Here is a 21,570-nt window from a genome sequence, read left to right on the forward strand (position 1 = left end):
GGACCAACGGGGCCAATTCGAAACAAACTGGCGGAGAAGGAGGGATTTGAACCCTCGCGCCGCGTAAACGACCTACACCCTTAGCAGGGGCGCCCCTTCAGCCACTTGGGTACTTCTCCGTGGCTCCACAGGTAGGATTCGAACCTACGACCGATCGGTTAACAGCCGATAGCTCTACCACTGAGCTACTGTGGAATGGTGGGCCTGAGTGGACTCGAACCACCGACCTCACGCTTATCAGGCGTGCGCTCTAACCAGCTGAGCTACAGGCCCACAGTAACTTGTTTTCAAAGCGGGTGATGAGAATCGAACTCACGACATCAGCTTGGAAGGCTGAGGTTTTACCACTAAACTACACCCGCATGTTATTTATCATGTTCTACCAACGATTTTTCATGTCTCTTCCTCTACTCGTATCGCTTTGATGCTTGCTGCGTCAAGACAACTCGGTGTTTGTTCAGAAGAAGTTCAGCTCGTGGCTGAGGTTTTACCACTAAACTACACCCGCATGTTCTCTTTTTTTCCTATATAACTGAGATTGAACAAAAAGCGGAAGACGAGATTCGAACTCGCGACCCCCACCTTGGCAAGGTGGTGTTCTACCACTGAACTACTTCCGCAATATGGCTGGGCTAGCAGGATTCGAACCTGCGCATGACGGAATCAAAATCCGTTGCCTTACCGCTTGGCGATAGCCCAACGTTAGATGGGGCGGCTGATGGGAATCGAACCCACGAATGTCGGAATCACAATCCGATGCGTTAACCACTTCGCCACAACCGCCATAGTGGTGGAGGGGGACGGATTCGAACCGCCGAACCCTGAGGGAGCGGATTTACAGTCCGCCGCGTTTAGCCACTTCGCTACCCCTCCACAATTTAAAGAGAAATGGCGGTCCGGACGGGACTCGAACCCGCGACCTCCTGCGTGACAGGCAGGCATTCTAACCAACTGAACTACCGGACCTTCTGGTATTGCGGGGGATGGATTTGAACCATCGACCTTCGGGTTATGAGCCCGACGAGCTACCAGACTGCTCCACCCCGCGTCGTTTTAAAGTTTATGGATGTTGCTTTTTCAAAGAAGAAAACATCTCCTCTTCTCGTATCGCTTCGGTGCCATCATGCGTCGATGTGACTCGGTGTTTGTTCGACGATGCGGACGCTCGTTGCTCCACCCCGCGTAGTTTTATCATGATGGCGGAGGAAGAGGGATTCGAACCCCCGCGCGGTTTAACCCGCCTGTCGGTTTTCAAGACCGATCCCTTCAGCCGGACTTGGGTATTCCTCCGTAATGAAATGGTGGAGCCTAGCGGGATCGAACCGCTGACCTCCTGCGTGCAAAGCAGGCGCTCTCCCAGCTGAGCTAAGGCCCCTAAGCAATCATTCATTTTTCAGTATATTCATCTTTCTATTAAAAAACAGCGACCTAATCAATGTAACATACAATATAAACCAAGTCAACAATTCAAAAAAAATAATCATCACTTTTCAGCGACGATTTATAATATAACACAATTCACCAAATAATTGCAACTAGAATTGATGATCTTTTTATTATATTAATACGAGTCACATTGTATTTAACATTTCATAGACAGGTAACAACGTAGCTAAAAATAAGAATAATACGATAAAACCGATTAGCATAAACATAATTGGTTGGATTCTATACAGACCTTTTTGAATCATTCGTTCTAATTCGGTATAGAGCATAGTACTATAATAAATTAAATCTGTCGCTATATAACCTGTACGGAAACCATTGGCGATGACTGAACTGAATTCTTTTTGATAAATAGGTGATTCTTCAATAACTTCTGCTAACGATTGTCCAAAACGTAGCCCTATCATTAAGCGTTCACTTTCTAACTTCAAAAATTCGACGTATGGCTGATCCTGTATTTGTTGCAACGCCTGTTGAATCGTCATTCCCGCCTTCAGCATTCGCCCTAATTGTAGTGAGAAGACATACGTAATAAGTAATTTTAATAATCGCCCTATTAATGGAATTTTTATGAAATGACTTATTTTATGAAGAGGAGATAAGCTTTTTAGACGGTTCATATAGAGTAAAAAAGGAGGATAACACACACACAGCACATAAGGAGAATAAGTGGAGCTTTTTTTAGAAGTTCAACAAATGTGAAAACAAAATCGGATGACGAAGTAGTTGAAATCATCTCACTAAAATTAGGAAGCACAAATAAATACATCATGCTCATTAACATTCCTGAAAATAGTAAAAGGAAAATCGGATAACTAACTAATTTAATAACCTGATTTTTCCATTTTAATTGCTGCCTTAAATAGCGGCTTGCTTCAATAAATCCTTTAGGTAAATCTCCCTGCTTTTCATAAAAATAAAGAAAAAGAATGATACTTCTAGGAACTCCTTCTACATCAAAGCTTTCATGTACTGAATACCCTTCTTGCAATGAATACATAACCTCTTTCATTCTCTCAACCCATTTATCTGACGCATATTGCGTCACAAACGACAAAGATATATCAAGCGGGTACCCTACTTCCAACAATGACCCTATTCGGTCAAGGTGGTCGATCATTTCTGCATTGATCATCATTTTCCTTCTTATCATGTTAAAAAACTCCGAAATTCCATTTCACTTATATAACCTAACACCCAAGCCTTTCTCGCTTGATCTTTAAAAGAACTTCTTCTCGTAAGTTGACCCTTTGCCAACAACTTCAGTTCCTCCCCTACTACAACTTCGACTAACGCTTTTCGTAAAGGCCTCTGACAACTACACCTTTCGTCCTCTTCAGCTTCGTGACAACATAACGGACATCGTAACTTTACCAATTGCTGTACCATAACCATTTTGGAACAGTCTATTAAATCCCTCGATTTCACCCCTAAATTCAGAAGGCGTAAAAACGTCGTCTGTACGTCATTGGCATGAACAGTCGCCAATACTAAATGTCCTGTTAATGATGCACGAACAGCTAACGCAGCCGTTTCTTCATCTCTAATTTCACCTACAAGAATAACGTCTGGATCATGACGTAACGCAGCTCTTAAAATCGAATCAAACGTTAGTCCAGCCTTTTCATTGACTTCAACTTGAACAATATCATTTAAAGGAATTTCAATTGGGTCTTCAATGGTAATGATTGACTTATTCCCACTATGACGAATATGCTCAAGAATCGCGTATAACGTTGTTGTCTTTCCTGATCCTGTTGAACCAGCAAATAAACATAAGCCACTTTGGAATGTACGTAATTGATGTAATTGAGAAGATGCTTGAGGAAATAAGGAAAGTGTAGCAATTGAGTGAGTCATACGATGGGGTAAAATACGAATAATTAAACCTTCTGACTGCTTATTTGGTAGAGTTGATAAACGAAGAGAATACGTAGAATACTTTCGTTTATGGGTTATGGCCATACTTTGAGGCTTCCGTTGTTCCCCTATGTCCATCCCTGAACGATATTTCAAATGACTAACTAGCCGTTCTCCTATACGTAACGGCAATTCTCTCCATTTCTTAAGCTGACCACTACTTCGATAAAAGATCGAACAGTGGCTATCATTCATTAAGAAATGAATATCTGATGCTTGTTTCCCAATTGCTTGGTTAATGAGTGACATACAAAATGGTTCTATATCTTCCAAAATTCATTTCACTCTCCTTTCTACACTTCATCACCTAGTTCGACATTTTATTAAGAAATCCTTCTTTATTTTTGAATAAATTTATCCAGTCGTCACATACTAGTCATAGTTAAGTCGATGGGCTATAGCCAAGCGGTAAGGCAACGGACTTTGACTTCGTGACTCGTTGGTTCGAATCCAACTAGCCCAGTCACCTCCCCAACGAGCCAATAAACATTTGGCTCGTTTTTCATTTCTTCTTTTCACTCCTTTGATGAATCGTTAATTCTAACTCTTTTCAAAAATGATAAACTTTATCTGTGTATGCTTCGAACATTTTTGCTACGATAGAGAAAGATGGTTTGAGAGGAGTTTATTTGCATGAACGTCGCATTTTATCAAGGGAAAATCATTTCCTTATTTACATATGAGCGAGAGCTTTGGCAAGCCTTATATCTCGCAAGTTTAAACAATAAAGTCACTTGTATTCATTGCCACACGCCGGTGCAATTACAACTAAGTATAGATGAGCCACCTACATTCATACATTCTCAACTAACGGAGCAATGTTTGGAAGCGGCTATCGAAATGGAAAAAAAGCTACAACAACCTGAGCACGGCACTACTCACGTAACAAATGGATTTCAATTGCCAAAAAGTCGAATGATTAGCCATCAGCAAGAGAATTCACACGTTTGGAAGAAACCTGAATTCGTCGAAGCGATCCCTCCTTTTCAAGCCGCCCAACAGACGACAAGCGGAAACCTTTCTGGATATAGGAAAGAACTATGTGAAAGAGGAATCCAGTTTGACGATTCACAATGGGAAGCTGTTACAACAACGGAAGGACCTGTTATGATTTTAGCTGGAGCTGGAAGTGGAAAAACTCGTGTATTAACAGCTCGAGCAGCTTATATGTTAACTGAGCTTCATTATTCTCCAAAGAAGCTCATTATGGTTACCTTTACAGCAAAAGCTGCTAAAGAAATGAAGGAGAGAATGGCCACATACCCGAACATGAATCAAACATTACTTAATCAACTAATGATCGGGACGTTCCATCGAATTTTCTATAAAATCTTATTACATCACGAACCAAAAAAATGGGCATCTCCATTGCTATTGAGTATGGACTGGCAAAGACAAGCCATTCTCAAATCCGCAGGTCGCGAAATAGACATAGATGAAAAAGACTTTGCCTATGATCAAGCACTCACTCAAATTAGTTGGTGGAAAAATCATATGCTTACTCCGGATCTTGTGAAAACGACAAATCCTTGGGAAGAAAAAGTACTCTATCTCTATAAACGATATGAAGCCATAAAAAGCGAAAATCAGTCGTTCGATTTTGATGATATGCTACTAGGTGCATATGACCTTTTCAAAAAACACCCAGATGTTTTAAGTCGTTACCAACGAAGATTTACATATGTATCTGTAGACGAATTTCAAGATACGAATAAAATTCAGTACGAGCTAATTGCAATGTTAACAAAGTCAAATAACCTATGTATCGTAGGAGACGATGATCAATCGATTTATGCATTCAGAGGAAGCGATCCTTCCTTCATGTTACATTTCGACCGATCTTATCCACATTTAAAAAAGGTGATATTAAATCAAAATTATCGATCAAGCCATGAAATTGTATCAACTGCGCATAACATCATTACATCGAATCGGACAAGGTTTCAGAAGCAATTAATCGCTCAGCAGCATTCTGAACAGCTTCCACTCATGTTCTACCCTTTTAATCAAGAAGAAGAAGCGACAATGATCGTGCAAGATATCAAACAAAAGATTCAAAAGGGTCATCAACCAAATGATTTTGCTATTCTGTTTCGAACAAATACAGCTGCTAGAGCCCTAATTGAACGATTTATTCAATCGAGTATTCCATTCCAACTTGAGATGGATGGTGAATCATTTTATAAACGACGAACTGTTAGAAAAGTGCTCGCATACTTGCGCTTAGCATTTGACGAAAATGATCCAAAAGCTCTTACAGATTTAGTTGGTGCCCTATTCTTAAAACAAGAAGTAATACAAGAAGTCAAGTCGCTCAGCATTATGGAGGACTGCTCATTCATAGATGCATTAGCTAAGGTGAATGGGATTCAACCTTTCCAGCAGCGCAAGCTACGCTCACTCCCTGCTAAATTTAACGAGTTACACAAACTCCAGCCATACGAAGCGATCGTATTTATTGAACGAGAAATGGGATTAGCCGATTATGTGAAGAAACAAGGAAATGAAGGAAACAAAATGGATCGTGGTTCTGATGATGTCAAAGATTTAAAGGAAGTTGCTAAGCAGCATGAATCACTAGAAGCTTTCTTACAATATGTCGATCATATGACCGCCAAATTTGAAGAATTTCGCTTGCAACGTTCAGCTACTAATGCTGTTCAATTACTAACGATTCACCGATCTAAAGGATTAGAATTCAAACATGTGTATCTCATCGAAGCTGTTGAAGGGGGTATTCCTCATGACTACGCCTTAGAAGCGCTGCGTGAAGGTGATAAGAAACCATTAGAAGAGGAACGAAGGTTAATGTATGTAGCGATTACGAGAGCGATTGATACTATATCGATCTCAATCCCTTCAAAACGCAGAGGAAAACAAGTCCAACGTTCTCGATTTGTTCGAGAAATGAATCAATTATCAACGAGAAAGCTCACTCATAAGGGAGGAACAAATACATGAATCAAGACATGATTATTCAACAAACAAGACAATGGGTTCAATCTAAATTAGAGAATGAATCCTCTGGTCATGATTGGCACCATATTCAACGAGTGACAACGCAAGCCGTAGAAATCTCCAAAGTTGAAGGTGGTAATCGATTTATCATAACATTAGCAGCACTACTGCATGATCTAATCGATGATAAAGTCGTTGAAAGTGAAGAGGCAGGGATCGAGGAAGTTACCAATTGGTTAGTGGATCAAGGTGTACCGAAGAATGAGCAGGACACGATCCTTTCCATAATAACAACCATTTCGTTCAAAGGTGGTAACAACGCACCCGTCACTTCATTGGAAGCACAAATTGTACAAGATGCTGACCGTCTAGATGCCATTGGAGCGATTGGAATTGCTCGAACATTTATGTATGCTGGCAACAAAGGACATTTAATGCACGTTCCAAAAGCTCATTACCGCGAATCAATGACCGTGGAAGAATACCGCCAATCGCCATCGAGTGCGATTGGACATTTCTATGAGAAACTGCTCAAGCTCAAAGGATTTATGAATACGAATGAAGGAAAACGTCGTGCTGAAGAACGCCATCAGTATATGAAACAATTTCTTTCACAATTTTATGATGAATGGGGAAATGAAGCCCCCTTCTAAACCGCCTTTAATGACCATTAAATACGTATAAATGAGAAGCCTAACAAATACATTTGTAGCTTTAAAATATAGTTTTACCAAGATGGATTCTATTTTTGTGAGTTAGTATACATTTTTTGTAAAAGGAAAGTTTGATCCTTTATGGCTTTGATCTTAAACAACCGCTTCCTTTTCTGAACAACAACATTTTCTTTTATTGATTTTTCATCCACTCTGACTTATTTAATTTATAATGATTATATAGTTCATTTTCTATCGTCTATTCAGATAGGTAAATCCACATTTTTCAATTTACAGATTCAAGATGAACTTGCTAATTAGCTCTTCCCCTTAACAACCTGACCCTTATTTGTAATAAGGACACAGGTACTTGTACAACAATCGTACCCATTTAAGAGCGTGTTCAAAAAGTATCTCAAGAAGCATAGCTATGGCTGCAAGGTTGTTCAAAAAGGTCAGTTTTTGACCTTTTTGAACAACCTCTTTAAGAAAATTCCTTTACTATCTTTACGACTTCTATATTGTCATCTATTAACGTTTCAATTAATTGCTCTTTACCAAATTTATTAGGTTTATTACTCCAGTAGTAATCTGCATTTCCTTCATTTTCTGCAGCATTATCAGTTCCGTCAAATACATTATACGCATCACCATCAAATAGCTTACCATCTGTTCGTAATTTAACAATTTGATAAACTTTTCTACCACTATTTATAAAAGAATTAGCCCACATTTCTGCATCTATTAAAGTTTTTGAGGTGTATAAACATGACATTCTAGAAGGATAGTTTGGATATTTTTCCTTTCTTACCTTTTCCAACGCTAATTCTCTGTATGTTCTAACAGTCCAGTATTCCAAATTTGAATTTATAAATTTTGAAAGGTGACCAATAGGCTTGTTGCCATCTAGTATATTTTTGCAAGCCATAACCCGAATATAAACGCCATTATACTGGTTATTATCAAAAATTATTATTTGTCCAAGCTTCATAGGTTTTTCGGTAACTACATGATACAAATAAATTCCAGCCATTATGGTATTCCTTTCTTTTTTTCTTATAAAAAAGCATAAGGATATGTCTTGTTAAACCAATGCTCTCGCAAGTACATACAAACCCTTGCACCCGTTAAACATTATGTATATTAACTACGACTTAACATGTAAATCCTTTTTTAAATAATAATGTTCAAAATCTCTACCTACATTATCTATACTACCAAACACTTGAAAGCCATTCTTTCTATAGAAATCTAACGCTTGAAAACTCAAAGTATCTACTTTTATGAAATCACATTCTTTATCAAAAGCAATTTTCTCAAGCTCTGTTAATAATTTAGTTCCATACCCAGAATGTCTTATGTCCTCATCCAAAATAACAGTATGTATTTCCAACCAATTCCAGCATACTGCACTTAGGATTCCACCACGAAGATTACCGTTATCATCCTTAAGAAATAAATTGATTTCCTCATATCTACCTGCCAAATCTTTTGGAAAGTGCTTCAAATTAAACCTGTAAAGTTCATCGTCAATATATTGTTTATCATTTTTATTTATTTCCTTACTAATATGAAGTTCCATTGTAAAACTCCCCTTTTGATTTTTTTATAATTCTATGATTAATACTTGTTGTTACTATATTAATTATATTTGACTTACATCAATCAAAGATACCTCATACTTAATTCATAAAAGAAATAAAGCCAATGCGGTAAAAACCACATTGACTTAATTCAAATACTGTTCTTGATCTTTTTTTCTTTAAGTATGATCCTTTGAATACTCTTTGAAGACAAATAATATTTTACACTTAAAGTATTTATATCTATTCCAGATAAATAATCGGTATAAATGTTAGAATTTCTTATATTCAATTCTCTTCTTGTGGAAGTATTCGATCCCCAACTTTTTTTATTATCTTCACTTCGAGGGATATAAATATATTCACCATCAACATATTCTTGTATTAACTCTAACAATTCCGACGGCAAAATATCCTTGGCTTTTTTATAGCTCATTTTTGCACCCCTAATAATTAATTTATATTAGAAAGAGCAAAGGCTATTTTTATTTGATTTTTTCACATAGCCTTTGCTATGCAAAAAATGTATTCTTTCTCATACAATAACCATCCTCCTTTTTTCTAAAATTTTCCCTTCAATGAAAATCATATCATAATTTTTATGGATTCCTAGAAACCAATTCTCCATTTTTTTAACTATTTGTTTTTCAATAGATGTTCTTTTTCTTTTGTACACTATAGACAGTCATATCCAAAGGGGAAAACGGTGCAACTTTTTTTATAAACAAATACAATGTGGTGGACATATATACTTCGCTTTCCGCGGAAAGCGTGCCTCCATTCCGGTAACAATTCGGAGTGACTTATCATAGTCATGCTCTCTAATCCAGAAAAGCCTTTCGACCGTCTAGCTTTTGCGAGACATTTTCGACAAGCTCAAACCACTGAAAGAATGACCTTTCAGTGGCATATAAACTATTCCTTTACGGTAGCTGAATCAATTTCCTTTAAAGAAAAAGATACTTGTTCATTTGATTTCGGATCTACTTGACAGAAGACCAGATCCCCTTCAAGTGATACTGTACCGATGTATACAGCATCCGCTACTTTAAGTTCAACTGGCTTCTTCTCCTCGCTTTGCTTCTTAAGCATACTTGCTAACGATTCAGGCTGTTCCAATACACTACTTAAATCTACTTCATAGTGCGGATCATCTTCAAGTTCGTTTAATACAGGCTCTCCTCTTTGAATATCTTCCTGACCATTCACTTCATCATGCTTCTTATAAACAAATTCTTGCTGCTCCGGCTCAATTTCTGCTTCTTTTTTTTGATAAATGTACAATAAAGGGAATGCACGTTTCCTCATGTTAGAGCTCCTTTCCCATACATGTTATTACACTATACGGTGTTCCAACGCATTATATGTATCTTTTTCAAAATGCTTACCAAGCTTTTACTTCTTGAACGAACGAGTAGGACATATACATGAACAAGATCTTATATGAATGAGAGGTGTTTTTTTATGGAGGATCAACAAACGTTCTTAAAGGAGGCATTTCAGCAACTACAAGAGGCTATTGAAGCTTATGAACGGACAACTGTAGACCGTAGAGATCGACATACATTAAGACGGATTAACATTTATTTAAAAGAGAAGGATCATCTACTTGAGGAACTAGAGGTAAACTCCATTCCTTTGGGTCATTCTGTTTTCACTTATTACAAACGAACACCTATTCACCAATTCGAACACTATACCTTCACTGCTCAACCTTTCAATCAATGGACAGCCAAGAAAGTTTGGCGAAAATAGTTGTCGGGCTTCTATTCTCTTCTGGATACTGAGTCAATAAGCTCTTAACCCGAAACACAAGAAGGTGCTTGCTTGAGAATAAGAATCTCCTGCAAACACCTTTTCTTCACTCTTACTATTTATAAAGATACAATATTGTAGCCACTATCTACATGAATGATTTCACCAGTAATCCCGCGAGACCAATCACTCATTAAGAATAAGCCTGTATCGCCAACCTCTTCCTGTGTTGTCGTTCGACGAAGCGGAGCACGCTCTTCAATTTCTTTTAAGACATCATTGAAGCCACCAATTCCTTTTGCTGCTAACGTACGAATTGGGCCAGCTGAAATAGCATTTACACGAATATTATCTTTACCTAAATCATTCGCTAAATATTTCACGCTCGCATCGAGAGACGCTTTTGCAACACCCATCACATTATAATTCTTTACGACTTTTTCTCCACCTAAATACGTTAACGTTAAAATGCTTCCGCCTTCAGTGAACAGTGGACGAGCTGCTTTGACAACAGCCGTTAGAGAATAAGCGCTAATATTTTGCGCTAGTAAGAATCCATCTCGAGTTGTATTTAAATACTCACCTTCTAGCTCATCTTTGTTGGCAAATGCAATACAATGAGCAATTCCGTGAATCGTCCCAACTTCTTCTTTGATTTGTGAGAACGTCTTTTCAATTTCAGCATCATCCGTTACATCACAAGGTAAAATAAGATGATCTGAACGATCTAACGTTTCTGCTAAACTACGAACATTCTTCTCTAGCCTTTCACCAGCATATGTAAAAATAAGTCTAGCACCTGCTTTTGCCAAAGACTGAGCAATACCCCAGGCAATGCTTCGCTTATTTGCCACACCCATGACGACATATGTACGATTTTCTAATGATAATTGAATCATCTCATAACCTCCATTATTAGTTGTTCTTAATACCTAGTACTAATTATTATAACAGATATTAAAATAGAATCCTACTCTACCTAAGAAAAATGAATAACTAATATATATCCTGCATAGTTTCAAACAAGTATGTTATCCTATAAGCATTATCGTATCTTCTCCCTACTCGAACGTTAAGTAGGAGTTTTTATGCTTTAGAACGTAAAAAAACAGACCCTATATAAAGAGTCTGTTTTTTAAACGATTTAAGATTAAGCAGATTTTTGAACGTTAGCTGCTTGAGCTCCACGAGCACCTTGCTCAACGTCAAACGTTACTTTCTGACCTTCGTCTAATGATTTGAAGCCTTCACTTTGGATAGCAGAGAAGTGTACGAATACATCGTCTCCATCTTCACGTTCGATAAAGCCAAAACCTTTTTCTGCATTAAACCATTTTACTGTACCTATTTCCATTTTTGTTTCCTCCTAGTGTGTGTTACCACACATTATATAACTATCCTTGCCCAAAGTATCATCAAGACGAAAAGTCGATATTCACACTATCCTTCATACCGAACAAAAATAATTCTTCTTTATCATAGCAGGAAAGGGAAAAAATTGCAAATCATTTAGCCCAAATAATAAAAACACCATAAAAAAAAACAATTATAAAATACAAGGAAAGCACTTATAATGACCATTCTAATTAAACTAATGACAGGGTGTTAGACAGTTATAACCAGCGCCCCTAGGAGCGAGCGTTTTTCCATATATAATTACCCTGCTCAAATGAAAGCCACTGAAAAAGTTTACACTCACTTTTTCAATTCTCTCATCATCATTCGTTTTTCTATTAATCGTATGACTTCTCCGAAAGAAACGTCTTAGGTACATCTAAGCCCCGCGTACCTCGTGAATCCACCTTACCTTCTTCTACAGGATACATCATAATAAAGCTTTTCGGAGTAGCATTTGCTAGTACACGTGGTAATCGCTCAAGTTGTGGATGCCATGCGATTGTACCTCTTCTTGCACTAAACACAATGACAATGTCATCCGTTTTTAAATGGGGTAAATATTCCTGATTCCACTCATTCCACGTTTCTAGCTTCGTTAATGTCACTTGGGCATCAGGCTTCACCTTTTGAAACCCTTGTTGATAAGATAAGGGTTGATCTTTAATAACGAAAACAGCAATCGTCGCCCCAATCTGATTAGCCATCCGTTTCACAACCTTAATCGGTTCATAAAATCCAACTTTATGATCAAAGCCAGAAGGAATCAATATCACAATTCGCTTCGTTGTATTAAGAGGGTGCCCTAACTTAGAGACAAGGATCATTTGAGAAGTCCGCTCAAGCAATTGATCCAGAACTCCTCCAAATATTTTCTGCGGTGTCGATAGCTTTCCATTCCATCCAATAACGACATTCGTTATTCTCGTCTCCTCTATCGCCCTAACAATCCCTGTTGTAATATTCGGATCAACACGAGTAAGCATATGAATCGGCACCTCAGCTCCAGCTGCGTATTGGACAGCATGACCTAACAGCTTCTCTGCTTCGACAACTTGGGCTGAAGAACCTTCTTCACTGCTTCTCGCAACAGATAGCGTGTATAAGGACTCTGATGAAGAGCCTCTTACCATAAACGCCAAATCCATTAACGATTCCAACGTTTGTGGATTCGCAATCGGCACCATCACTCTCTGTGGTGCATTGGTCGGTTCATAAGGCATTTGCGATTCTTTCAGTGCGAGCTTTCGGGCATTCTTTTCTACTAAATAAGGACCAATCATACACGTAACCAATATCATGACAATCACCGCATTGACTGTTGCTTGATCGAATAATCCAAGATCAAAACCGACCAAAGTCGCTGCAAGAGTCGCTGCAGCTTGTGGAATCGTTAACCCAAACGTTAACCACATTTCTTCATTTGAATAACGATATATTTTCCCTGTTAACCAAGCGGCTCCAAACTTCCCTACGATAACAAGTATAACGACAAGTGTTGCTGTAATCCATGCGCTAGGCTCAAGGAATAAAATCCGTAAATCCATTAGCATCCCAACTGATAATAAGAAAAAAGGAATGAAAATGGCATTACCAATAAATTTAATTCGATTCATTAGTGGACTTTGCTCAAAAATAAATCGATTTAATGCGAGTCCTGCTAGGAATGCACCAATAATGGGCTCCAAACCAGCTACAGTAGCAAAATAGGCTGATACGAATAGGACAGTCATGACAAAGACAAATTCCAAAACACCTTCACTACTAAATGAACGAAAGAAAAATTTAGCCACAATCGGAACAATGAGAAAAACTGCCGCTACATAAATGACCATAGATAGAAGCAGCATGAGCCAAAAGTCAAGCGTTAATGCCCCTTGTGTCGAACCAGCTACAACAGCTAGCACTAATAAGGCAAGAGTATCAGTCATAATACTTCCGCCAACAGCCGTAGTAACGGTCTTGTTTTTCGCCACACCTAGCCTACTAGCAATCGGATAAGCTAATAACGTATGTGAGCCAAGTAGTGAGCCAAGCAAGATTGCCGCTGCCAATGGATATCCATAATAATACGTCGCTAACACACCAATTAAAAAGGGTAAATGAAAGGATAAAAAGCCAAACGTCAAACTTCGCTTCCGATATTTTTTAAACCCTTCTAAATCAATTTCGAGTCCAGCAATAAAAATAATATACAATAAACCAACTGTTCCTAATAAAATGATAGTCGGATCACGATCTAGTAGCCCCACTCCATTTGGACCGACGATTACCCCAGCAAAAATAAGGCCAATAATACCCGGAATTCGAAGCTTCCTCATGATGAGAGGGGCAATCAGGAAAATAGTCATAGCAATCGCAAAGATTAACACTGGGTTTGTTACAGGCTCTAGCATACTTTAAGTAACCCTCCTTTTTACTACCTTATTATTCAATCTATAACTCATGATGAAAAGTCCATTAACCTGCAAAATAATATCGTTAAAATTAAAAATACTTATGGCTTGCAAACGAACACTTGAGCATTTGCGTCACTAATAGTAAATACGCTATGATAATGAACAAAACGTTTACAATGGAGGCTAGTATGAAACTTGATATTATCGGTGATATTCATGGGTGTTATGATGAGTTAATAAGCTTGCTGCAAAAACTAGGCTATAAACAAGATCAATTAGACTATGTACATCATGACTCCACTAGAAAGCTGGCATTTGTTGGCGATCTAACTGATCGTGGGCCTAATTCTCTTGATGTCATTCGCTTAGTTGCTCATCTTGTCAAACAAAACCGAGCTTTTTACGTACCTGGAAATCATTGTGACAAGCTTTATCGTTATTTTATTGGACGTAATGTTCAAATTAAACATGGCCTTGAAACGACTGTTGCAGAGCTGAATTCCTTAGACAAACAAGAATTTCAACAAATTAAGCAACAATTTACTCAATTAGTTGATCAATCTCCACTTTACCATATACTAGATGAAAGTAGACTCATTATTGCTCATGCAGGTATCCGTTCAAAAGACATAGGCCTATTCAACAAACGTGTTAAAACGTTTGTATTATACGGGGATATTACCGGCGAAACGAATGATGATGGAACTCCGATACGTCGAGATTGGGCACAGCACCATAGTGGGAATGAATGGATTGTCTATGGTCATACACCAACTAAGCATGTACGCTTTGTGAATCACACCGTAAATATTGATACTGGCTGTGTGTTTGGTGGAGCTCTCTCTGCGTTACAATACCCTGAATTAAATGTTGTCCAAGTCCCATCACAGCAACCATATCAGCAAGAAAAATTTCGATCATTTGAATCATAACGAACAAAGGAGTGTTCTGATGAAACAACGTCTTTTTCCCATCGCTATCATTCTTACTCTACTATTAAGTGCATGTGGTCCACAATTATCGCTTAACATTGATCAAGACGAGACGAAGATTTTTTTAAATGAGGAGGGAACACGATTCAGTGTATATGTACGCTATGAAAATACCGGACAGCTACCTAGCCCTGAGTTATATACTGTATTTTCATTTTCTCAACCTTTACAAGAAAAATTAGATGATCAGCAGTCTCTTCTATTCGCCAACCGTGACGGTGAACCTGAATGGTTTCAGATTGATGGTGGAAAAAGCTATGCGATCTCCTCTGATATTATTGAGGTCGATTCCATTTCTGCAGAAGTACTAGAAAATGCCGTCACAGTCGAACTATACAACGCTGACGATGAGCTCATTGCTAAATATGTCATTGAAACGATTGAAGTCACCGACTAATAGGTGCCATTTACTCATTAATCTTATAAGCTGTGAGGAAATAGTTCTATACCATTACAGAAGCTGCTTCATATCTTTTGGCAATTCCGAAGTGATCGTAACTGTTTCCTTTATAAAAGGATGCGTAAATTCAATTTTATTACAATGAAGAGCCTGACGAGAAATGTAATCCCGCTTTCCTCCATATAAATCGTCACCTAAAAGCGGATGCCCTAAATAAGCAAAATGGACACGAATTTGATGAGTCCTCCCTGTTTCTAATTGTATGGAAAGCAGGGAGTAATTTCGTTTCTGTGTTAAAGTATGATAGTGAGTAACAGCCTTTTTTCCATTTTCGGTAACCATCCTAGTAATAATACTGTCATCTGCACGACCAATTGGCGCATCTACCGTTCCATTAGGAGGGTGAACACGATCGTGAACAAGAGCTTGATAGTATCGTTTCACTTTTCCTTTATTCTGTAAATCTGACATGCGATCATGGGCAAAACGATGCTTAGCAATTATAAGGAGACCTGATGTATCTCGATCCAATCGGTTGACCGCATGAAACGTCGTTGGCAGTCCAATCCGTTCGTAGTAACCTAATATCGCGTTTGCTAACGTTCCATTAGGGTGTTCTCTTGAGGGGATTGTTAACATGCCCGCGACTTTATCAACTACAATAAAGTGATCATCCTCATAGATAATCGAAAGAGGGATATGCTCAACATCAAGTGATTCACTTCGCTTTTCTAACGGTAATCCGACCGTCACGACATCACCACATTGCAAAGGTGAACGGACCGTTGCTTCATGCCCATTCACCATAATCATACCACCATTAAATTTAATATGAGCTAGTCCTCTTTTTGAGAGCTGACATTCTTCTCTTAAAAAAGGGCGTAACAGCTTATGATGGTCGTTCGCTACCACCCATTCAAAAGTTGCTACAAAGTTACTCACGGATAAACGACTCCTTTACTCTCTTCCAAAAAGGAAATGATCGATAACGAGCAAAGCGAATTCTTTCATCTGCGACTCGACACTGCAACGAATGAATGTGCCGGTACTCTAACGTATAGTGATCAATTGTCACTTGCACTTCCACTTCATTCAATGGCCGCAATAAACAAACATGGTGCTTTGGCAACACAAGTGGCGAGCCGATGGTTCGATAGACACGATTATTAATAGAGGCCATTTCAGAAATTTGAATCGAAGCTAACGATGGATGCAAAATCGCTCCACCAAGTGCTTTATTATAAGCCGTGCTACCAGATGGTGTCGAAATACAAAGCCCATCTCCTCGAAACACTTCAAAAGTATCCCCCTTAATCTCAACATTACTAACGATGGAGCCACCTAGTCCTTTAATGGTTGACTCATTTAATGCTAAATGACGCTCACCTTCGTCTTGATTATGATGGATAATGACTTCTAATAATGGATATTCAACGACTTGAAAAGGCTTATGAACAATATCATCGATTAATTGATCAACCTCAGAAGGTACCCAATCTGCATAAAAGCCTAAATGCCCTGTATGTATTCCAACAAAGGCTGTTTCCTCAAGGCGCTTCGCATAATCATGAAAAGCTTGTAATAACGTTCCGTCGCCACCAATCGTAATGACTAACTCAGGCTCGTGCTGATTAAACACAAGACCATGCTTCATCAATTGTTCTTTTATTCGCTTTTGCAAGTCATTTGACAAGTCGTCTCCTCTTGAGGTTACAGCAAATTTCATCTTTCATCCTCCCAAATTGGTTACATTTTTCCGCTTTGCTCTTGTTTTGCCGTAATAATTTCTTGAGCGTCTCTCACTTCATCTCGAATAATGGACACTTCCTCATCGAGTTGAAAAGCAGCTTCAGCCGCACGCTTTAGTCGCATCTTAATGTCATGAGGAATTTCACCACTGTATTTATAATTAAGTGAATGTTCTATCGTCGCCCAAAAGTTCATTGCTAACGTGCGTATTTGTAATTCTACAAGGACCTTCTTCTCCCCATCAATCGTTTGAACCGGATAGCGTATTACTAAATGATAAGAGCGATATCCACTAGGTTTTTGGTGATTAATGTAATCTCTCTCTTCAACGATTTCAAAGTCCTTTCGATTTCTGATTAAAGATAATACTTTATCAATGTCCTCTACAAATTGAGTTACAATTCTTAAACCAGCTAAATCTTGCATCTCTTCTTCAAGACGATCCAGTGGGATACTTTTTCTTTCAGCTTTATCTATAATACTCATCACTGGCTTCACACGTCCTGTAACAAATTCAATCGGCGTATGCTTTGATGTTTGTTGATATTGTTGGCGAATTCCTCTTAATTTAACTTTCAACTCCTCAACCGCCTGTTTATAAGGTGTTAAGAAGATCGTCCAATTACTCATCCTATCACCATCCGTTTACCTCTTCTAGATGATTAGAAAAGATTTTAATGACACGTTAGTTCCTACTTAATGAAAGACTCGTTTAACAGCGTCTTCTAATTCCTCGCCATAATTTCCGTTTCCATCAATATTAGATAACAGATAATTTAGTTCTTCAAAGAGGTTTTTAAGCTCTACTTCAACTTGATCATTCAACTGAACGATACAACGTTTTGATTGCTCTTTCATGAGCTTTAAGGATTCCCATATAGGCTCAGAAAATGAGACATAAAAGAAGCCTTCCTCATTTTCTAGTATATAAATAAATTCAAGTTGATCTGAATCAACGAGCATTCTCTCTCCAGGCTTTAATTCCTGTGCTACACTTAATTCTAACGGTTCATCTATTGTTGCTACAGCTGTATCTGCAACCTCAAGCTTCGTAACATATATTTTCTTCATTATGTAACCTCCACACACGTTCATCATTCACTTTAAACTCATTACATTAGTAGTGTACCATAATCAGATTTCATTCGGTATGAATTGTCTATTTGATGCTCTCATTTAAATTATGAGATAATACATATATATTTCACTTTCATTAAAGAGTTAGGATGTGTCCAAATGAGTCAAGAAATCGAGATTGAAGTAAAATCAATCATTACCTACGCCGCTTATTACGAATTGATCCAGTATTTAAATTTAGTAGAAGAACAAGCAGTCTGTCAACACAATCATTATATAGAAACCCCTTCCTTTTCTCTTAAAAATAAAGGAGCTGGTTTACGTGTTCGAGAAAAAGAAAACAGCTACACATTTACCTTAAAACAACCACACAAAATAGGAAAGCTAGAGACACATCAAAAATTGACCGAGCAAGAATGGAACGAGCTAAAAAATCATCATCGGCTACCAAAAGGGGAGGTAGAAAAGCAGCTGCTTTCTCTACATATCCCACTTAACGAACTTACGTATGTTGGTACACTAACAACAGAACGCTTAGAACTGCCGTTTAATAATGGCTTACTCTGTTTAGATAAAAGCAGCTACTTTGATCAAATTGATTACGAAATTGAATATGAAGGAAATAGTGAAGAACATGCACGAGCAACCTTAACAGACTTACTTAATCAATGTGGCATTGAGCTAGTACCAACAGAAAACAAAGTAAGGAGATTTTTTAGACAGAAGGAAATAATGGAACGTTCATAATCACATTGTCGATTTTACAATGATTTGATATCATTAGATAAAGGACTTATACATAAATAGAGGTGTATTATGAATATAACTTCATTCTTACCATTACAACCGACATCTACGTCACACTCTACGACGTATTCACAACCTAATATAATGCAATCATTCTTTTCGACTTTTTTGCAAGAACAAATGGAACGATTACAAATGGATTCAACTACATTACCAAATCAACCAGCAGGCTTATTTCTCGATCCTTCACTAAACGTAACAAGAAATATACGAAACGTACAAGCGTCTTCTATTGTTGAGCAAATGGCAAATACAAAGCAAGCAAAAGGCGATATTCAAGCGATCATTGATCAAGCTGCCGAAAAGTATCAAATAGATCCGAATCTCATTCATGCTGTCATTAAGCATGAGTCGAATTTCAACCCTAATGCAGTCAGTCATGCTGGTGCATCAGGTCTCATGCAACTTATGCCAGCAACTGCAAAGATGCTCGGAGTCCAAAATATCTTTGATCCTACCGAGAACATCGAAGGCGGAGCGAAATATTTAAGACAGATGCTCGATCGTTACAATGGAAATGTTCAATTAGCTCTAGCTGCTTATAATGCTGGGCCTGGAAATGTTGATAAATATGGAGGCATCCCACCTTTCAAAGAAACCCAAAGCTATGTACCACGTGTGTTTAACACATATGCAACATTATAGGAATGACCATGGGTAGCGCAGGGCACTGAATAAGTTGGTATTTCACTTTTCTCAGTGGTCTTTAAGGTTAGACCTCTTCTCCACATATAAATTCTAATATTGTAATTAAAACAGGAGATTGTTTCATTATACAGTCTCCTGTTTTTTCATGGGACTATTCTCACCTATTCATTCATACAATCATCTCATTTGATGAACTGAGCTAAGCTTGCTAAAATAAGAACAATACGAACTCCTTTCATCAGTATAAAAGCTTATTGACCAATCAAATCGTTGGAACTTACTTCACTTTGCATATATACTTATCTCTAGCTCAATTAGAAGGAGAATGAATATGACACAAACTCCGTATGATTATATAGGAGAAGAAAAATTACACGAGCTTGTGGATGTCTTTTATTCACACGTCTCTGTACATGAAGAGCTTGCACCGTTATTTCCAGCTGATTTATCGGAAACAGCTCGAAAACAAAAACAATTTCTTACACAGTTTCTCGGTGGACCTATGTTATATACAGAAGAACATGGTCATCCTATGTTAAGAGCTCGTCACATGCCATTTGTCATCACGCCGCAACAAGCAGAAAATTGGTTATCCTGTATGAAACAAGCAATGGATGATGTTAATCTTTCCGGAGATATTCGTGAATATATACTAGAGAGACTAACGATGACCGCACATCACATGGTGAACCACCCTTAAGAAAGGAGAATGACCATTGAACCGTAAAGATACAACTACAACTTGTGATCAGCTACTGGGAATATGTGGTCTAGATCCTAATGAGAAGCATCACGTTAAAAAACATAAACCAATAGAAATTTATACATTTATTGATCCGTTATGTGCAGATTGCTGGGCATTCGAACCAATTTTAAAAAAGCTTCAGATTCAATATAGTCGCTATTTTCGAATTAGGATCCTCGTAGCCGGACGGCTTGAAGCTTGGAATGCTTGTAAGAAAACGGAAAAAGGATTGACAAAAACCAAACAAGAGATCGCCAAAATTTGGGAGGATATTGCATCAAAATCTGGTATGTCCTGTGATGGAGACTTTTGGCTTGAACATGATCTTAATTCTCCTTATTTAGCCTCAGTTGCCATTAAGGCCGCTGAGCTTCAAGGTCCTCATGCAGGAAAACGTTTTTTAAGAAAAATGAGAGAAGCTCTCTTTCTCGAAAAGCAGGATATTACAAATCAACAAGTTCTACTAAAATGTGCAGAGCAAGCTAAATTGGACTTAATTGAATTTAAACAAGACCTTACATCTAAAAATGCATTAGAAGCTCTACAAAGTGACGTTCACACAACTCATGAAATGGGTGTAGACGTTGTGCCGACATTCGTCTTTTTTAATGTAGACAATGAAGAAGATGGAATTAAAATTACGGGTAAATATCCCTATCATGTCTATGAAGGTATCCTAGAAGATTTACTCGGTTTTAAGCCAGAGGCGAACTCGATGATTTCGCTGGAGGAATTTCTACAACTATATGGATTCGTTTCGACCATAGAAGTCGCGGTTGTCTTTAACCTTACTGAGCAAGAAGCTGAAAAGAAACTAAAAGCATTAATGCTTCAGCAAAAAGTAGAATCGGTCCCTGTTAAATATGGAATGTTTTGGCGAACGTTAAACTAAATCATTTTTCATACAATCCAAAATATTTCCTTGAAATTTCATCGCTTGCTTTTGCAAGACCACTGAAAAAGTAAAATGCCCACTTTTTCAGTGGTCTTCTAACTTAGATAAACAGCATTCATGCTTCAGCCTGTCGACTTTGTCGACAGGC

At 38.0% G+C, this 21,570-nt stretch carries 23 protein-coding genes, 13 tRNA genes and 1 pseudogene; 10 read left to right on the forward strand and 27 right to left on the reverse strand.

Annotated features, from left to right (window positions below):
- Positions 1-28: 28 nt before the first annotated feature.
- From JCM9152_RS19170 to comGA, 15 genes are all read right to left on the reverse strand, one after another.
- Positions 29-119, reverse strand: a tRNA-Ser gene (locus JCM9152_RS19170).
- Between the two features lies 1 nt (position 120).
- Positions 121-195: transfer RNA gene (locus JCM9152_RS19175), tRNA-Asn, on the reverse strand.
- Between the two features lies 1 nt (position 196).
- A tRNA-Ile gene (locus tag JCM9152_RS19180) sits at positions 197-273 on the reverse strand.
- 18 nt (positions 274-291) lie between these two features.
- Positions 292-362 (reverse strand) — tRNA-Gly (locus JCM9152_RS19185).
- Between the two features lie 186 nt (positions 363-548).
- A tRNA-Gly gene (locus JCM9152_RS19190) sits at positions 549-620 on the reverse strand.
- A 4-nt stretch (positions 621-624) separates the two neighbouring features.
- Positions 625-699: transfer RNA gene (locus JCM9152_RS19195), tRNA-Gln, on the reverse strand.
- Between the two features lie 8 nt (positions 700-707).
- A tRNA-His gene (locus JCM9152_RS19200) sits at positions 708-783 on the reverse strand.
- A 5-nt stretch (positions 784-788) separates the two neighbouring features.
- Positions 789-873 (reverse strand) — tRNA-Tyr (locus JCM9152_RS19205).
- A 16-nt stretch (positions 874-889) separates the two neighbouring features.
- A tRNA-Asp gene (locus tag JCM9152_RS19210) sits at positions 890-966 on the reverse strand.
- 8 nt (positions 967-974) lie between these two features.
- Positions 975-1,048 (reverse strand) — tRNA-Met (locus JCM9152_RS19215).
- Positions 1,049-1,197: 149 nt separating this feature from the next.
- Positions 1,198-1,290: transfer RNA gene (locus JCM9152_RS19220), tRNA-Ser, on the reverse strand.
- A 9-nt stretch (positions 1,291-1,299) separates the two neighbouring features.
- Positions 1,300-1,375 (reverse strand) — tRNA-Ala (locus JCM9152_RS19225).
- A 196-nt stretch (positions 1,376-1,571) separates the two neighbouring features.
- On the reverse strand, positions 1,572-2,066 hold the full coding sequence (locus JCM9152_RS19230) for a type II secretion system F family protein (protein ID WP_081728142.1): 495 nt from the start codon (positions 2,064-2,066) through the stop codon (positions 1,572-1,574).
- The gene (locus JCM9152_RS19235) at positions 2,063-2,599 is read right to left on the reverse strand and encodes a type II secretion system F family protein (RefSeq protein ID WP_035347092.1); all 537 of its coding nucleotides are present in this window, start codon (positions 2,597-2,599) and stop codon (positions 2,063-2,065) included. The genes JCM9152_RS19230 and JCM9152_RS19235 overlap by 4 nt, the downstream gene beginning before the upstream one ends.
- Complete coding sequence (gene comGA / locus JCM9152_RS19240; protein ID WP_035347094.1) at positions 2,596-3,639, reverse strand: competence type IV pilus ATPase ComGA; 1,044 nt, start codon at positions 3,637-3,639, stop codon at positions 2,596-2,598. The genes JCM9152_RS19235 and comGA overlap by 4 nt, the downstream gene beginning before the upstream one ends.
- Before the next feature lie 118 nt (positions 3,640-3,757).
- On the opposite strand from comGA, the gene JCM9152_RS19245 reads away from it, so the two are divergent.
- The 3 genes from JCM9152_RS19245 (at position 3,758) to JCM9152_RS19255 (ending at position 6,977) form a co-directional block, all read left to right on the forward strand.
- A tRNA-Gln gene (locus tag JCM9152_RS19245) sits at positions 3,758-3,829 on the forward strand.
- A 170-nt stretch (positions 3,830-3,999) separates the two neighbouring features.
- On the forward strand, positions 4,000-6,327 hold the full coding sequence (locus JCM9152_RS19250; RefSeq protein ID WP_035347096.1) for an ATP-dependent helicase: 2,328 nt from the start codon (positions 4,000-4,002) through the stop codon (positions 6,325-6,327).
- Positions 6,324-6,977, forward strand: coding sequence for an HD domain-containing protein (locus JCM9152_RS19255; protein WP_035347098.1), 654 nt, complete (start codon positions 6,324-6,326; stop codon positions 6,975-6,977). The genes JCM9152_RS19250 and JCM9152_RS19255 overlap by 4 nt, the downstream gene beginning before the upstream one ends.
- A gap of 193 nt (positions 6,978-7,170) precedes the next feature.
- On the opposite strand, the pseudogene JCM9152_RS23870 reads toward JCM9152_RS19255, so the two are convergent.
- From JCM9152_RS23870 to JCM9152_RS19275, 5 genes and pseudogenes are all read right to left on the reverse strand, one after another.
- Positions 7,171-7,268 (reverse strand): annotated as a pseudogene (locus tag JCM9152_RS23870) (GNAT family N-acetyltransferase); the annotation flags it as partial.
- Between the two features lie 193 nt (positions 7,269-7,461).
- Complete coding sequence (locus JCM9152_RS19260; protein WP_035347100.1) at positions 7,462-8,010, reverse strand: DUF2441 domain-containing protein; 549 nt, start codon at positions 8,008-8,010, stop codon at positions 7,462-7,464.
- Between the two features lie 114 nt (positions 8,011-8,124).
- Positions 8,125-8,559, reverse strand: a complete 435-nt coding sequence (locus tag JCM9152_RS19265; protein ID WP_035347102.1) for a GNAT family N-acetyltransferase — start codon at positions 8,557-8,559, stop codon at positions 8,125-8,127.
- A gap of 152 nt (positions 8,560-8,711) precedes the next feature.
- Positions 8,712-8,996: a CD3324 family protein gene (locus JCM9152_RS19270; protein ID WP_035347104.1), complete on the reverse strand. Its 285-nt coding sequence runs from the start codon at positions 8,994-8,996 to the stop codon at positions 8,712-8,714.
- 479 nt (positions 8,997-9,475) lie between these two features.
- A complete protein-coding gene (locus JCM9152_RS19275; RefSeq protein WP_035347106.1) occupies positions 9,476-9,868 on the reverse strand; it encodes a hypothetical protein in 393 nt (130 codons plus the stop codon).
- 156 nt (positions 9,869-10,024) lie between these two features.
- Between JCM9152_RS19275 and JCM9152_RS19280 the strand changes: the two genes are divergently transcribed.
- Entirely contained in the window at positions 10,025-10,315 is a 291-nt protein-coding gene (locus tag JCM9152_RS19280; protein ID WP_035347108.1) for a hypothetical protein, read from the forward strand.
- 119 nt (positions 10,316-10,434) lie between these two features.
- On the opposite strand, the gene fabI is transcribed toward JCM9152_RS19280, so the two are convergent.
- The 3 genes from fabI to JCM9152_RS19295 form a co-directional block, all read right to left on the reverse strand.
- Positions 10,435-11,211, reverse strand: coding sequence for an enoyl-ACP reductase FabI (fabI, locus tag JCM9152_RS19285; RefSeq protein ID WP_162831729.1), 777 nt, complete (start codon positions 11,209-11,211; stop codon positions 10,435-10,437).
- 254 nt (positions 11,212-11,465) lie between these two features.
- Positions 11,466-11,669 (reverse strand): cold-shock protein, encoded by a 204-nt coding sequence (locus JCM9152_RS19290; RefSeq protein ID WP_035347112.1) that lies wholly within the window; start codon positions 11,667-11,669, stop codon positions 11,466-11,468.
- A 379-nt stretch (positions 11,670-12,048) separates the two neighbouring features.
- The gene (locus JCM9152_RS19295; RefSeq protein WP_035347113.1) at positions 12,049-14,106 is read right to left on the reverse strand and encodes a cation:proton antiporter; all 2,058 of its coding nucleotides are present in this window, start codon (positions 14,104-14,106) and stop codon (positions 12,049-12,051) included.
- Between the two features lie 191 nt (positions 14,107-14,297).
- Between JCM9152_RS19295 and prpE the strand changes: the two genes are divergently transcribed.
- Positions 14,298-15,041 (forward strand): bis(5'-nucleosyl)-tetraphosphatase PrpE, encoded by a 744-nt coding sequence (gene prpE / locus JCM9152_RS19300; RefSeq protein WP_035347115.1) that lies wholly within the window; start codon positions 14,298-14,300, stop codon positions 15,039-15,041.
- A 19-nt stretch (positions 15,042-15,060) separates the two neighbouring features.
- Positions 15,061-15,498 carry a hypothetical protein gene (locus tag JCM9152_RS19305; RefSeq protein WP_035347117.1) on the forward strand — a complete coding sequence of 146 codons (438 nt, stop codon included), beginning with the start codon at positions 15,061-15,063 and terminating at the stop codon, positions 15,496-15,498.
- A gap of 54 nt (positions 15,499-15,552) precedes the next feature.
- Here JCM9152_RS19305 and JCM9152_RS19310 read toward each other — a convergent pair whose 3' ends face one another.
- The 4 genes from JCM9152_RS19310 to JCM9152_RS19325 all read right to left on the reverse strand — a co-directional run bounded on the left by JCM9152_RS19310 (position 15,553) and on the right by JCM9152_RS19325 (position 18,321).
- The gene (locus JCM9152_RS19310; RefSeq protein ID WP_052016195.1) at positions 15,553-16,443 is read right to left on the reverse strand and encodes an RluA family pseudouridine synthase; all 891 of its coding nucleotides are present in this window, start codon (positions 16,441-16,443) and stop codon (positions 15,553-15,555) included.
- Positions 16,436-17,227 (reverse strand): NAD kinase, encoded by a 792-nt coding sequence (locus tag JCM9152_RS19315; RefSeq protein WP_035347120.1) that lies wholly within the window; start codon positions 17,225-17,227, stop codon positions 16,436-16,438. Before JCM9152_RS19315 ends, JCM9152_RS19310 begins: the two co-directional genes overlap by 8 nt.
- Before the next feature lie 20 nt (positions 17,228-17,247).
- Entirely contained in the window at positions 17,248-17,880 is a 633-nt protein-coding gene (gene yjbM / locus JCM9152_RS19320; protein WP_035347122.1) for a GTP diphosphokinase, read from the reverse strand.
- Positions 17,881-17,946: 66 nt separating this feature from the next.
- Positions 17,947-18,321 (reverse strand): UPF0738 family protein, encoded by a 375-nt coding sequence (locus tag JCM9152_RS19325; RefSeq protein ID WP_035347123.1) that lies wholly within the window; start codon positions 18,319-18,321, stop codon positions 17,947-17,949.
- A gap of 165 nt (positions 18,322-18,486) precedes the next feature.
- Here JCM9152_RS19325 and JCM9152_RS19330 point away from each other — a divergent pair, with 165 nt between their 5' ends.
- From JCM9152_RS19330 to JCM9152_RS19345, 4 genes are all read left to right on the forward strand, one after another.
- The gene (locus JCM9152_RS19330) at positions 18,487-19,074 is read left to right on the forward strand and encodes a CYTH domain-containing protein (RefSeq protein WP_035347125.1); all 588 of its coding nucleotides are present in this window, start codon (positions 18,487-18,489) and stop codon (positions 19,072-19,074) included.
- A 69-nt stretch (positions 19,075-19,143) separates the two neighbouring features.
- On the forward strand, positions 19,144-19,779 hold the full coding sequence (locus tag JCM9152_RS19335; protein ID WP_035347127.1) for a lytic transglycosylase domain-containing protein: 636 nt from the start codon (positions 19,144-19,146) through the stop codon (positions 19,777-19,779).
- Positions 19,780-20,107: 328 nt separating this feature from the next.
- Complete coding sequence (locus JCM9152_RS19340; RefSeq protein ID WP_439644221.1) at positions 20,108-20,482, forward strand: globin domain-containing protein; 375 nt, start codon at positions 20,108-20,110, stop codon at positions 20,480-20,482.
- Positions 20,483-20,498: 16 nt separating this feature from the next.
- Complete coding sequence (locus JCM9152_RS19345; RefSeq protein ID WP_035347134.1) at positions 20,499-21,419, forward strand: ClpXP adapter SpxH family protein; 921 nt, start codon at positions 20,499-20,501, stop codon at positions 21,417-21,419.
- Positions 21,420-21,570 lie beyond the last annotated feature (151 nt).

The organism is Halalkalibacter hemicellulosilyticusJCM 9152, assembly GCF_000513115.1.
Lineage (GTDB): Bacteria > Bacillota > Bacilli > Bacillales > Bacillaceae_D > Halalkalibacter > Halalkalibacter hemicellulosilyticus.